Genomic DNA, 12316 nt, shown 5'->3' with positions numbered 1-12316 from the left:
GGCCAACCCTCGCCCCTCAACGCCGCGGCCCGCGGATATCGGCCGGCGGGCGGATGTCGGAGCCGTTGATCAGGTCTGCGATCGGATCGCGAGCCGCCGGCTGGGCGGCGGGGGCCTGGCGAGCCGGTGCCGCCTGGGCCTGGCGCTGCTGGGCGGGCGCAACCGGTGCCGGCGGGCGCGGCGCCGCATCGCGAGCGGCCGGTGCCAGGGTGCCGGGCCGTGCCGGCGGCATCACCGCCTGCGGGGCGGGCGCGGGCTCGGCGACCACCGGCGCCTCGACGCGGCGCTGTTCGGCCGGCCGCGCCGCGGACTGCGAAGGCGGCGACAGCATCGGGGCGGGATGGCGGCCCTTCTGGAACAGCACCGCGTTCAGGACGATCAGCACCGACACCGCCGCGAACAGCAGCACGATGAGGCCGCGGCCCGGGCGGCGGGCGAACCAGCGCAGCAGCCGCGCCGGCAACGACGGCGCGGCACGGCGACCAGCCGGGCGGCGAACAGGCATCGACAGCGTCGCATCGGAACGGGCACGGGCGGCAAGCGTGGCTGACATGGGTCTTGAACTCTCGGGTCAGGCGGTCAGGCGAACGGGTTGCTTGGTTTCGAGGCCGCGGCGCGGGGCGCGGGCGAAGGTCGCGATACGGGCCGGCTCACTCGTGGCGGCGACGCCGCCGATCGGCAGGCGCACGCCAACGCGGGTGCCGATGCCCGGCGCGCTCTCGATGGTGAGCGTACCGCCATGCAGGCCGACCAGGCCACGCACCACCGACAGGCCGAGGCCGGTGCCGTCATGAGCGCGGTCGTAAGAAGACTTGGCCTGGAAGAAGGGATCACCCAGCCGCGGCAGATCGGCGGCGGCGATGCCGATGCCGGTATCGGAGACCGAGAGGTCGATCATCCCGCCATCGCGCACCAGGGCAAGCGTGACGCGCCCGCCGGGCGGCGTGAACTTGATCGCGTTCGAGAGCAGGTTGAGCATCACCTGCTTGAGGGCGCGCCGGTCGCCGAGCAGCTGCGGCAGGTCCGGACCGATGACGCGTTCGAGCGCGACCGTGCCGCTGCCAGCCTTGAGCGCGACGACATTGCAGCAATCGGCGGCGAGCTCGGCCATGTCGAGCGAGTCCTGCTCGACCGTCATCGCCCCACTCTCGATCTTCGAGACGTCGAGCAGCGTATTGACGACGTCGAGCAGATGCTGCCCGGAATCATGGATGATCCTGGCGTATTCCTGGCGCTGCGCCGGGCTGAAGGAAGCTCCGAGCTCGCCACCCAGCATTTCCGAGAAGCCGATGATGGCGTTGAGCGGCGTGCGCAGCTCATGGCTGACCGTCGCCAGGAACTGGCCCTTGACGTCGCTCGCCTTGACCGCCTCAGCGTGATCGCGCGCGCGCTCCTCGTCGATCGCGCGCCGGTCTGTGACGTCGCGGCTGACGCAGACGACGGCGACGGTGCCATGCGGACCTGACTGCTCGATGCGCCGGGCGCTGAGGTCGAGCCAGCGGACGACCGGGCTGGCATTGGCGCGCCCATCGGCTCCCGCCGGGACGAACAGGACGCGAAAGCAGGCGCTGGCCCGGCCGCTGCCATGAGCGGCATCGTTCAGCGCCTTCAGGAAGAGCGGCCTGTCGGCGATGTGGACGCGCTCGAACAGGCCGCGGCCGAAGAGCCCCGCAGGCTCGGCTCCGGTCAGGTTGCGCGCGGCCTCGTTGGCGAAGACGACGGCGCCAGCCGCATCATGCCAGGTGACGAGATCACCGACATGCTCGAGCATCAATTGAGCCCGCGCATCGGAGGCCCGGTGCTCACGCAATTCGTCGTCGCGGCGATAGAGGAAACCGACCGTGATCAGTGCGGCGTGCAGGATCGCGACGGCCGCGAAGGCGGGCATCGCCTGCCAGGTCCAGGATGCCGGCTCCGCGATCATCCCGGTTCCCTGCAGGGCGACGACGGCACCGAGGCCGATCACCGCGAGCGCGCTGGCGCGGGCCACATAAGGCCGCGAGCCGAAGAACATCGCCTCGGCCGGCACGGCGGCGAGCCAGAGCAGCAGCGGGGAAGCAGCCCCACCGGTCAGGCAGGCGAGCGTGGTGACCAGCAAGGTCAGGGCGGCGCCGGACAGGCAATGTGCGAGATCGAGCCGCCCGGTGCGCGAGAGCAGGAATACGGCGAGCAACGGCAGCGCCATGGCAACGAGCACGAGCAGCTCGAGCGCACCAATGCGACCGCGCCAGGCGATATAGGCCGGCATCAGGCTGAGTGCCGCGACCGAAGCGGCCAGCCTGCTCAGCATGAAGCGCTCATGACGCATGCGCTCGAGCGAATCAGCCAGCGCCGATGGATGGACCATCGCCGCGACCTGCGCCCTCACCGCCGTCATTAAACTGAAAAACCGCAAACGCGCACCTCTGCCGGCCGTCGGCGCTTTCGCCTCGCCTTGTTGAGCCGATCCTCGCGGCTGCCGTTTAAGCGGGGCTTAAAGCGCCAGCGCCCGAAACCGGGCGCTTCTGTGGCAAACTCAGAAATAGCTTTTTGTTTTCAATGAATTGAACAACCCGCCACGTGCTTCGGTCGACCCGGTTGTTGTTCGCGGCAAGGTGAACGGAAGCTGAAGACAGTGCTCCGTCTTTGATTCAAATCGATGCTGTCGCCGACACCTGATCTTTCGAAGGAGGCGCTATGGTTCACTCATCCGCGGGCTGGGGAGCCTGGAACCGGATGGGGACCAAGATGGCTTATCTTCTGCGCAGCCTGGCGATCGTCGGCGTGATCGCGCTGAACTCGCCCGTGTACGGCACGAAGAGCGAGCCCGATGCGCTCATGGTCGATGCGAAGGCGGCGATCGCCATCCTCGCCAAGATCGATCCCAAGGCAGCGCTGCAAGGCGCTGCCAGCATACGCGAAGCCGCGGAAGTCCTGGCGGGACTCGAGCCGGAGACCCGCGCCCGGGTGCTCGCTTTGGCGGCAAACGCCGCGACCCGCAGCAACGAGACGCCGCCGCGACACCGCTGAGGCTTGACCTCGCCACGCGACAGGCCGAAGAGCTTCGCCGTCATCGCCCCAGAACCGGTGGGGTGAGCCGGAGGCCGACAGCGGAATTCATGAGCGAGAGCCTCGACGAGATCGTCGCCAATTTCGAGCTGCTCGACGAGTGGGATGATCGCTATCGCTACCTGATCGAGCTCGGGCGCACGCTCGCGCCACTGCCTGAAGACGCGCACAACGATGCCAACAAGGTGCGCGGCTGCGCCAGCCAGGTCTGGCTAGAGACCAAGAGCGAGGGCGGCCCCGGCGAGGCGACGCGCCTCTCCTTCCGGGGCGACAGCGACGCCCATATCGTGCGGGGGCTGGTCGCGCTCGCCATCGCCATCCATTCCGGCCATACGGCGCAGGAGATCCTGGCGACCGACGCCTTCGCGATCTATGAGCGCCTCGGCCTCGCCGCCCATTTGACGCCGCAGCGCTCGAACGGCGTGCGCGCCATGATGGAGCGGATCAAGAACGACGCCCGCGCGGCGCTCGCTTAGCCGCAACTCTCCGGCGGAGCCTGGATCGTCGGGCGCGCACCCTGCGTGCGCCAGGCATGGCTCACCGCTCGTTCCTGTTTTGCGCCGAGCCCGTAGTGCTCGACCAGCGCCGACAATGCCAGCCGGAGCACGACCTTGGCCGAGCGCGCCGGCCATTTGCGCTCGCGCTCGACCTGGTCGAGCCCCTTGAGGAAACCGCAGACATCGATCGCCAGGCCCGACAATTCGGGGCCGAGCCGCTTGCAGGCGAGGCGCACGCGCTGACGCGCCGCAAGGCTGGAATCGGAGGCTTCTGCCGGCCCACGCGCCGGGGCGTGGGTGCCGGCAGCAAGGGCCGCATCCCAGTTGACCGTCACTCGCGGCAGCATCTGCGCCAGGGTCAGATCGGCACGGAGGCGCTCGCCGGCCGCAAATTCCGCAGCCGAGATTTGCGGCGCCCCATCCTTGCCGGGACGGCGATGGAGCCAGAGCAGCGGGCTCTCGCGCTCGTCCAGCACGACCTGCTGCGCTTCCCCGTCCACCATCACCGTCAGGGTCGCGCGCGGCCTGTCAGGCTCCGCACCGACAAGGCGCAACCGCCGCTTGCCCGCCTCCGTGATCCAGCCGGCGAAACCGGCCGCAACAAGAGCCTCCGCCTCGGTGGCCTCGACATAGCCGGCCCCGAGCGTCGCTCCGCCGGAGCCGCGACGGTAGAGCGCGATCCGGCCACAGCCGAGCGGGGAGTCGATGCCATAGGCGCCCGGCTCGCTCAGATGCCGCAGCAGGCGGGACGGTGACTGATCGCGATCGTCAGCGCTCATCATGCGGCCTCCTGGACGAAACCCAGCCGCAGGCCGAAGGCGAGGTGCGCCAGGCCGGTCTCGAGCGCTGATACGGCGAGGTCGAAGGCCGGCTGATCACGCCGGTCCTCCACCAGGGCGCAGGCATGGCGCACGGTGGTACGGTCGCGCTCGAAGCAGGCGCCGACCTCGGTCAAGGTCAGGCCGAAGCCGACATGCGTCAGATACATCGCGAGCTGGCGGGCGAAAGCGATCCGGCGCTGACCGCGCCCGGTCCGCAATGCCCCGGCGGGCAGGCTCATCGCGCCGCAGACGGCGGCTTCGACCAACCTCGCCGGCGCGCTGCACCGCATCATGCCTGGCCGCTTGGCAATCATAATGTTCATGATATGTTCCATTGCGGGCATCGCCTCCCCGAATTCAATCGCGACGACTTCAGGTATATATTCCTAAAATCTTTCACCACAAGCACGAAGTCGGCCATGCCGACAGGCTCCTGACAATTCTGGGCTTGCGACGATCGCCCTGGAACCGCAGCAAGCGGGAGAAGCTTGGGGAGCCCCTCTTCTGGGAAGAGGGGTAGAGGTGAAGATTTCGGGCTGAAAAGCTGGCCTGAACCCGACCGTGCGGTAAGCGTCGGCGGAACTGGTCAAGCCGCCCATACTCACCCTGCCGTCTCACTGATCTCGGGCTTGCCCGGGATCAGCGCTCAAAGTCTCGAGGTCGGGTTACCCGGCTGCGATGCAGGAGAGGGTTGCCCGCGCATGACAAGCTTCTTGCAATCTATCGGGGCTTTCAGCGCATCGTTCCGACCGAACCATCTACCGCGCCGCCAAATGCTCGTGAGGGGAGATGCCCAAAAGAAAAAGCCGCCGGGCAATCCGGCGGCTTCACTGCATAGGCGATGATACAGTTTGGTCTGCTGTGACTTAGCGGCGCTTGCGGCGCTGCTGGCCCAGACCCATCTTCTTCGCAAGCTGCGAGCGCGCCTCGGCATAGTTCGGCGCGACCATCGGATAATCGGGCGGCAAGCCCCACTTCTCGCGATACTGCTCAGGCGACATGTTGTACTGCGTGCGCAGGTGCCGCTTCAGCGACTTGAACTTCTTTCCGTCCTCCAGGCAGATCAGATAGTCGGCCGTGATCGACTTCTTCACCGCGATGGCAGGCTTCGGCGCCTCGACCGGAGCAATCGGGGCGGCACCGCCGACAACACGATTGAGGGCGGCGTGCACGTCGCTGATCAGCGACGGCAAGTCCGATGCCGGGACAGAATTGTTCGACACGTAGGCGGAAACGATATCTGCCGTGAGCTCGATGAAATCGGAACCGTCTTGGTCAGCCATGATGGCGTTGCTCCATTGTTATATTGACCGGTCATAGCGTTGACTGCGCCCAGCTCTGTTTCCAGGCGCAAGCGCCCTCTCTGATCGCCGCCGACGAACGGTCGAATTTCCGCCGGAATAGAATCATGCAAAAACGAACCAGCCGGCACTCGTCTAAGCCATGCAGTTCAATATCGCAAGTGGCCTGACAAGGATTCGAATACATTCATTGAGACATATTATTGCTTATTTCGTAAGCGCAGATCGTAACCAGGACGCTTTGCGTTGCAGCATTTGCGCCAAAAGGTTGTCCTTGTCAGTGTCCACCCCTACCTCTACCTGTCGTCACCGCAAAGATGGAACGATCCCTATCCGGATCGCCTTCTTGAAAATGATCAAACCGAGCCCGGAGACCAAGCATGACTAGCCAAGGCAAGGTCGCCTCACCGCCGGTTGCCGCAGCCCGCCCCCAGAGCCGCTCCGTCCATGGCGTCACCTTGAACGACGATTATGCCTGGTTGCGCGCCAAGAACTGGCGCGACGTGCTGCGCGACCCTGATGCCCTGCCGGCCGAGATCCGCAAGCATATCGAAGCAGAGAACGCCTGGTGCGATACACTGATGGCGCCGACGAAGGCGCTCCAGCGCGAATTGATCAAGGAAATGCGCGGACGCATCAAGGAAGACGACAGCGAGCCGCCGCAGCCGGACGGGCCGTTCCTCTATTACAGCCGCTATCGGCGTGGCGGCGAACATCCGCTGATCTGCCGCAAGCCGCACGCGAACGAAGGCGGCAAGCCCGGCCGCGAACAGGTCATGCTCGACACTGACGCGCTGGCCGAGGGCAAGGAGTTCTTCGATCTCGGCGACGCCGAACACAGCCCCGACCATCGCCTGCTGGCCTGGAGCGCCGACGAAGCCGGTTCGGAGCTGTTCCTGATCCGGGTTCGCGATCTCGCTACCGGCAAGGACCTGCCTGACGCGATCGCCGATACCTCCGGCGAGATGATCTGGGCGGCCGATTCCAGCGCTTTCGTCTATGTCGCGCTCGATGACGACCACCGCCCGACGCGTGTGCTGCGCCATCGGCTTGGCACGCCGCAGAGCCAGGACGAACTGCTCTATGAGGAGACAGATCCCGGCCTGTTCGCCGATATCGACCAGACCCAGTCGCGGCGCTTCCTGCTGATCTCCAGCAGCGACCACGAAACCTCGGAGGTGCGCCTGGTCGATCTCGCCGACAAGGCGGGCAAGCCCAGGCTGATCGCGCCGCGACTGGCGGGGCGCCAGTATAGCGTCGAGCATCACGGCGACGCGTTGCTGATCCTGACCAATGCCGACGGTGCCGAAGACTTCAAGATCGTGCGTGCGCCGCTCAGCGATCCCTCGCCGTCCAACTGGGTCGATCTCGTGCCGCACAAGCGCGGCCGGCTCATCCTCAGCCATATCTGCCTCGCCGGCCGGCTGGTCCGCCTGGAGCGCGAAGAGGGGCTGCCCCGCATCGTCATTCGCGACCTCGAGAGCGGGACGGAAAGCAGCATCGCCTTCGACGAAGAGGCCTATGGGCTCGGCGTCGACGCCGGCTACGAGTTCGAGACCGACCGTTTGCGCTTCATCTACGCCTCGATGGCGCGGCCGGCCGAGACCTATGACTACGACCTGACAACCGGCGAGCGCACTCTGGTGAAGCGCCAGGAGGTGCCGTCCGGCCACGATTCCGAAGCCTATGTCGTGCGCCGCATCTTCGCGACGGCCAAGGACGGCGCCAGGGTGCCGGTCTCGCTGCTGCATCGGCGCGACCTGAAGCTCGACGGCTCTGCGCCCTGCCTGCTCTACGGCTACGGCTCCTATGGCGCGGCGATGTCGGCCTCGTTCCGGACGCGTCCGCTCAGCCTGGTCGATCGCGGCTTCGTCTACGCCATCGCCCATATCCGCGGCGGCACCGACAAGGGCTGGGGCTGGTATCTCGACGGCAAGCGCCAGAACAAGCCCAACAGCTTCAGCGACTTCATCGCTGCCGGCGAGATGCTGGCGGCCGAGGGCTTCACCAGCCGCGGCCGCATCGTCGCCGAAGGCGGCAGCGCCGGTGGCATGCTGATGGGTGCGGTCGCCAATCTCGCGCCGGAGCTGTTCGCCGGCATCATCGCCGAGGTGCCCTTCGTCGACGTGCTCAACACCATCCTCGACGAGAGCCTGCCGCTGACGCCGATGGAATGGCCGGAATGGGGCGACCCGATCAGGGACGTCGCCGCCTTCCGGACGATCCTCAGCTATTCGCCCTATGACAACGTCAAGGCGCAGGCCTATCCGCCGATCCTGGCGACGGGCGGCCTCGCCGACCCGCGCGTGACCTATTGGGAGCCGGCGAAATGGGTGGCGCGCCTGCGCGCGACCATGACCGGCGGCGGCCCGATCATGCTGCACACCAATATGGACGCCGGCCATGCCGGCGCTGCCGGACGCTTCGACTCGTTGAAGGAGACCGCCCTCGCCTATGCCTTCGCCATCACGGCGGCGGGCGAAGGCTGGGGCGAGGCCGGCGAGGCGGCAAGCTCGACCTAGGCGCCGAGCTTGTCCTTCTCGCTGGCGAGATAAGCCTTCAGCTCATCCATCGAGGCGAAGACGTAGTCGCCATCCGGCGTGCGGGCATGGATCGAGCCGTCGGCGAACATGGTGAACTGCGTCTCGCCGACCTGATAGGCGCCGATCACGCCCTCCTCGGACGCCGCGGGCTCTTCGTCTGCCTTGGCTTCGGCCGACTTGGCCTCGGCTGCTAACGGCTCGGCCTTCTCGGCAGGCGACGCATCTTCCGCTGCGAGAGCAGGCTCGGCGGCCGGCTCCAGCTCGGGTAGCGAAGGCTCGTCCACCAGCGGAGCAGGCTCGACCTTCGCCTCCTCGGGCGCCCCCTTGTCCGCGGCCTCGGCCTCGACCTCGCTCAGGGCACCAGGGTCGCGTGGCTGCGTCACCGGCGGCCAGGGCCGCGGCGCTACCCAGCTCTCGGTTGTATCGAAGTTATCACGGTCGCGCCGCTGCGGCTCGACTTCAGGCGCATTGACGACACCGGCGAGCTGATCGCGCAGCGCGTTGAACTCGTCATCGACCGACGAAGACGATGCCGACGGCGCCGGCCGATCGATGCGCGGCCACCACAGCCGGTCCTCGGCGTTCGTCGCAGGCGCGGCCTCCGGCTCGGAGCTATCGTCGCGCTCGTCCTCGTCCTGCCCGGCTTCGGGCTCGTCCACCGCGGCATCAGGTTCGGCTGCGTCAGTTTCGGCGGTATCATCGACCGCCTTGTCGGTCGGATGCGAGGCCTCGTCGCTATCGTCGGAGGCCAGATGACCCGGCTTGTCCTGCGTGTCCTCGGCCTTCTCCTTCGCCCCGCTGTCCCCGTCTCGCTCGTCCGGGCGAACATCCGCGGGAGCGACATCGAGCACCGGCGAGACCGGAGGCAGCAGCCAATCATCGATGTCGCCGGCCGTGGCGATGGGCGCTTGCGACGGCTCGGCGACGATAGCCTCGGGTAGCTCGGAGCGAACATTGTCGCCCTTGTCCGCCTTGTCGTCTGCATCCGTGTCGCCGGCGGTCTTTTCGTCAGGCTTGTCCCCGGTCTTCGCCAGGCCGGTGAGCACGCCAGCCACGGCAGTTGCGCCTGCGCCGACGGCCAATGTGGTCGCGATGTCGACAGGCTTCGCTTCGGGCTCAGGTGCCTTTTCAACCGACGGCTCCGGGCGCGCGGGCACCTCGCTCGGCACCGGACGCTCGGCGACACGTGGCTCGGCCAGAGCCACCGCCGCCATGGCGCCGCTGACCAGCCCCTTGAGGCGGCGAACTTCCGCGAGCACCGCCGCGAGAGAAAGCAGGATCAAGCCGGCGACCAGCGACAGTCCTCCGAGGATGACTTCAGTGAAGCCCCGCTCCAGGACACGATATGGCCAGCCATCGACGATGGCATAGGCGCCGCCCGCCAGCAGGGCGAACCCGAGAACCACGAAAAGCCTGACCAACGCTTGCTCCTTTGGGGCGAGACGAGCTGCGACAGCTTGCCGCCTCGCCGGTTAACCTATCGATACCATCCGGTATTGCCAACCAAACGGCCGGCGCCGGCCCTTCCAACGGAACGCAGGTCGGCCGTGCCGGAATTCTCGGTCAACGGCGGTTGCCGCTGCCGGCCTGGGGGCTTAACTAACAGGCGAATGGCGGGTGTTCCGCCGGGCAATCATTGCCCAAGCGTTGCGTCATTGCAGCCATTCTCACGTCGCGATTTCGACAGCCCAAGGAGAGGCCCCATGTCCTTTACCCTGCCCGATCTTCCCTATGCGCATGACGCCCTCCAGCCCTTTATGTCGAAGGAGACGCTGGAGTACCACCACGACAAGCACCACCTCGCCTATGTCAACAACGGCAACAACGCGATCAAGGGCACGGAATTCGAGGGCAAGTCGCTCGAGGAGATCGTCAAGGGCTCCTATGGCAAGAACCCGGCCGTGTTCAACAATGCCGGCCAGCACTACAACCACCTCCACTTCTGGAAGTGGATGAAGCCGAATGGCGGCGGCAAGCTGCCGGGCGCGCTGGAGAAGGCGATCGTCGATTCCTTCGGCTCGGTCGACAAGTTCAAGGAAGACTTCGTCGCCGCAGGCGTCGGCCAGTTCGGTTCCGGCTGGGCCTGGCTCGAGGTCAAGGGCGGCAAGCTCGCCGTCAGCAAGACCCCGAACGGCGAGAGCCCGCTGGTCCATGGCGGCACGCCGATCCTCGGCGTCGACGTCTGGGAACACTCCTACTACATCGACTACCGCAATCGCCGCCCGGACTATCTCAAGGCTTTCCTCGACAGCCTGGTGAACTGGGACTACGTCGCCGAGCTCTATGACGGCGCCAAGGCCTGATCGTCACAGTCGATCAATCAAGACGGACGGGGCCCTGCGGGGCCCCGTTTCGTTTGGCCAACGCTCAGGCCGCGACGCGCTTGAGGAACTGGTCGACGGTCGAATCGAGCCGCATCGCCTGGGCCGAGACCTCGCCGGCGGCCTGGCGGACCTGCTCGGCAGAACGGCCGGTCTCCTCGACGCTGTCGGCCAGCACGCTGAGATCACTCGACACGGAGAGGGCCGAGGTGCTCGCCATCGCGACGCCGCTAGCGATCTCGCCGGTGGCGATCGCCTGCTGCTCGATCGAGGTCGCAACCGAATTGGCAAAGCTCTCGATTGCGCCCATGCGGGTGGCGATGTTCTGGATCGCGTCGACGACCTCGGTGGTCGCGCCCTGGATCGCCCCGACCTGGCTGACGATCCGGTCGGTGGCATCAGCGGTCTGGGAAGCCAGGCTCTTCACCTCCGCCGCGACCACCGCGAAGCCGCGACCTGCCTCGCCGGCGCGCGCCGCCTCGATCGTCGCGTTGAGCGCCAGGAGATTGGTCTGGGCCGCGATGTCGCGGATGAGGTTGACGACTTCGCCGATCGCCCGCGCCGTCTCGTCCAGCGCCTGGACCGAGCCCGCGGTGTCGCGTGAGGCGGAGGCCGCCTCGACGATCTCGGTGCGGACGCGGCGGATCTGGAACTCGACCTCGCGGATCGCCGCGCCCATCTCCTCGGCCGCCTGGGCGGCGTTCTCGACATTGGCCGACGCGCCATGCGAGTTCTGGGCGGCGCGAGCAGCGCGTTCCGACGACTCCGCCGCGACCCGCGCCAGACCGTCCGATGCCTCGCCCATCCGGTCGGCATTGCTCTTGAAGGCCTCGAGCGCGACGCCGACCTCGCCGCGGAACAGCGCGATCGCCTCCTCGACATGCTTCTGGTGGCGATGGCGGTCCGCCTCGGTCGTCAATTGCTGCTGCTGCAGGCTCGCCCGCTCGGCGAGGCGCAGCTTGAGCACGCCGAGCGCCCTGGCGATCGCCCCGATCTCGTCCTGGCGACCGGCCGCGTCGATCGGCGTGTCGAGCTTGCCGTCGGAGATGCCGACGATCGCGCGGGTCATGCTCTTCAGCGGCCGCATGGTCCGCGACAGCGAGATCCAGAGCAGGGGCCCGAGCACGACGAGCAGGGCGATGCCGATCCCGATGGTCAGGAACTGCTCCCATGTCGAGCGGGCAATGAGCCGGGTCTTGTCGAAGCGCAGGGCGACATAGCCGATCTGCTTCTTGAAGCCGCCGACCTTCACCGAGAGCAATTGCGTCACGTAGGTCTTGTCCTCGAGCCGCAGCGTGTCCTGCTCGCCGAGGAGATCCCAGGCCTCCCGCCCGAGTTGCCGGCCGAGCTTGTTCGGGGTCAGCGACAGCCGAGCCTCGTCAGTGCGGCCAGCCGAAGCAAGCGCGACGAGGTCATCGGCGACGAAACCCGCGTCAAAATCGGGATCGCGCTTCAGCGATTCCAGGATGTAGCTCAAGGTGACGGTGTCGCGCGCCAGGATCAGCGGCGGAGAGGCATGGACGATCATCGCTGTCAGCGACATCATCTTCTGCTCGAGATCGCCGCGTGTCTTGGCTTCGTTGTAGCGGGCGGCGGCGATGACGACGAAGACGATCGCGACGGCGACGATGGCGACCGCAGCCCCCGCGATCTGGCTGCTGAGCGAGCGCATCACCCTCTCGACCTGGCCGAGCTGCGGCGCGGCCACATGCGATCGCGGCGCCCGCGACTGAAACCAGGCCATCACGCTCATCTTCCGCGGACTCCAGACAGCGACATCCCAGA

General features: G+C 67.1%; 11 protein-coding genes. 4 read left to right on the top strand and 7 right to left on the bottom strand.

Going from position 1 to position 12316, the window contains the following annotated elements; all coding sequences use genetic code 11:
- Positions 1 to 16 precede the first annotated feature (16 nt).
- Positions 17 to 553 carry a hypothetical protein gene (locus VGV58_RS07370; RefSeq protein ID WP_326873320.1) on the bottom strand — a complete coding sequence of 179 codons (537 nt, stop codon included), beginning with the start codon at positions 551 to 553 and terminating at the stop codon, positions 17 to 19.
- Between the two features lie 18 nt (positions 554 to 571).
- Complete coding sequence (locus tag VGV58_RS07365) at positions 572 to 2290, bottom strand: sensor histidine kinase (protein WP_326873319.1); 1719 nt, start codon at positions 2288 to 2290, stop codon at positions 572 to 574.
- Positions 2291 to 2727: 437 nt separating this feature from the next.
- Here VGV58_RS07365 and VGV58_RS07360 point away from each other — a divergent pair, with 437 nt between their 5' ends.
- Positions 2728 to 3009, top strand: a complete 282-nt coding sequence (locus tag VGV58_RS07360; RefSeq protein ID WP_326873318.1) for a hypothetical protein — start codon at positions 2728 to 2730, stop codon at positions 3007 to 3009.
- An 89-nt stretch (positions 3010 to 3098) separates the two neighbouring features.
- On the top strand, positions 3099 to 3524 hold the full coding sequence (locus VGV58_RS07355) for a SufE family protein (protein WP_326873317.1): 426 nt from the start codon (positions 3099 to 3101) through the stop codon (positions 3522 to 3524).
- On the opposite strand, the gene VGV58_RS07350 is transcribed toward VGV58_RS07355, so the two are convergent.
- The 3 genes from VGV58_RS07350 to VGV58_RS07340 form a co-directional block, all read right to left on the bottom strand.
- Complete coding sequence (locus VGV58_RS07350) at positions 3521 to 4324, bottom strand: DUF6456 domain-containing protein (protein ID WP_326873316.1); 804 nt, start codon at positions 4322 to 4324, stop codon at positions 3521 to 3523. The two genes, VGV58_RS07355 and VGV58_RS07350, sit on opposite strands and share 4 nt — an antisense overlap.
- Positions 4324 to 4689 carry a helix-turn-helix domain-containing protein gene (locus VGV58_RS07345; protein ID WP_326873315.1) on the bottom strand — a complete coding sequence of 122 codons (366 nt, stop codon included), beginning with the start codon at positions 4687 to 4689 and terminating at the stop codon, positions 4324 to 4326. Before VGV58_RS07345 ends, VGV58_RS07350 begins: the two co-directional genes overlap by 1 nt.
- Before the next feature lie 543 nt (positions 4690 to 5232).
- Positions 5233 to 5649: a Ros/MucR family transcriptional regulator gene (locus VGV58_RS07340; protein ID WP_326873314.1), complete on the bottom strand. Its 417-nt coding sequence runs from the start codon at positions 5647 to 5649 to the stop codon at positions 5233 to 5235.
- A 398-nt stretch (positions 5650 to 6047) separates the two neighbouring features.
- Between VGV58_RS07340 and VGV58_RS07335 the strand changes: the two genes are divergently transcribed.
- Complete coding sequence (locus tag VGV58_RS07335) at positions 6048 to 8189, top strand: S9 family peptidase (protein WP_326873313.1); 2142 nt, start codon at positions 6048 to 6050, stop codon at positions 8187 to 8189.
- Here the strand turns inward: VGV58_RS07335 and VGV58_RS07330 are convergent.
- Complete coding sequence (locus tag VGV58_RS07330; RefSeq protein ID WP_326873312.1) at positions 8186 to 9631, bottom strand: hypothetical protein; 1446 nt, start codon at positions 9629 to 9631, stop codon at positions 8186 to 8188. The two genes, VGV58_RS07335 and VGV58_RS07330, sit on opposite strands and share 4 nt — an antisense overlap.
- A 282-nt stretch (positions 9632 to 9913) precedes the next feature.
- Here VGV58_RS07330 and VGV58_RS07325 point away from each other — a divergent pair, with 282 nt between their 5' ends.
- Positions 9914 to 10513: a superoxide dismutase gene (locus tag VGV58_RS07325; RefSeq protein ID WP_326873311.1), complete on the top strand. Its 600-nt coding sequence runs from the start codon at positions 9914 to 9916 to the stop codon at positions 10511 to 10513.
- Between the two features lie 64 nt (positions 10514 to 10577).
- Here the strand turns inward: VGV58_RS07325 and VGV58_RS07320 are convergent, their stop codons facing one another.
- Positions 10578 to 12284, bottom strand: a complete 1707-nt coding sequence (locus tag VGV58_RS07320) for a methyl-accepting chemotaxis protein (RefSeq protein ID WP_326873310.1) — start codon at positions 12282 to 12284, stop codon at positions 10578 to 10580.
- Positions 12285 to 12316: the final 32 nt, after the last annotated feature.

The sequence above is a fragment of the Allobosea sp. genome (genome assembly GCF_035944895.1).
GTDB lineage: Bacteria > Pseudomonadota > Alphaproteobacteria > Rhizobiales > Beijerinckiaceae > Allobosea.
The sequence above is the reverse complement of the archived record's forward strand: the minus strand, read 5'-3'. Positions and strand labels throughout refer to the sequence as shown.

Bases quoted from the DNA above. Each gene is read 5' to 3' on its own strand.
- VGV58_RS07370 (WP_326873320.1), bottom strand. From the start codon at position 553: ATGTCAGCCACGCTTGCCGCCCGTGCCCGTTCCGATGCGACGCTGTCG.
- VGV58_RS07365 (WP_326873319.1), bottom strand. From the start codon at position 2,290: ATGCTGAGCAGGCTGGCCGCTTCGGTCGCGGCACTCAGCCTGATGCCG.
- VGV58_RS07360 (WP_326873318.1), top strand. From the start codon at position 2,728: ATGGCTTATCTTCTGCGCAGCCTGGCGATCGTCGGCGTGATCGCGCTG.
- VGV58_RS07355 (WP_326873317.1), top strand. From the start codon at position 3,099: ATGAGCGAGAGCCTCGACGAGATCGTCGCCAATTTCGAGCTGCTCGAC.
- VGV58_RS07350 (WP_326873316.1), bottom strand. From the start codon at position 4,324: ATGAGCGCTGACGATCGCGATCAGTCACCGTCCCGCCTGCTGCGGCAT.
- VGV58_RS07345 (WP_326873315.1), bottom strand. From the start codon at position 4,689: ATGAACATTATGATTGCCAAGCGGCCAGGCATGATGCGGTGCAGCGCG.
- VGV58_RS07340 (WP_326873314.1), bottom strand. From the start codon at position 5,649: ATGGCTGACCAAGACGGTTCCGATTTCATCGAGCTCACGGCAGATATC.
- VGV58_RS07335 (WP_326873313.1), top strand. From the start codon at position 6,048: ATGACTAGCCAAGGCAAGGTCGCCTCACCGCCGGTTGCCGCAGCCCGC.
- VGV58_RS07325 (WP_326873311.1), top strand. From the start codon at position 9,914: ATGTCCTTTACCCTGCCCGATCTTCCCTATGCGCATGACGCCCTCCAG.
- VGV58_RS07320 (WP_326873310.1), bottom strand. From the start codon at position 12,284: ATGAGCGTGATGGCCTGGTTTCAGTCGCGGGCGCCGCGATCGCATGTG.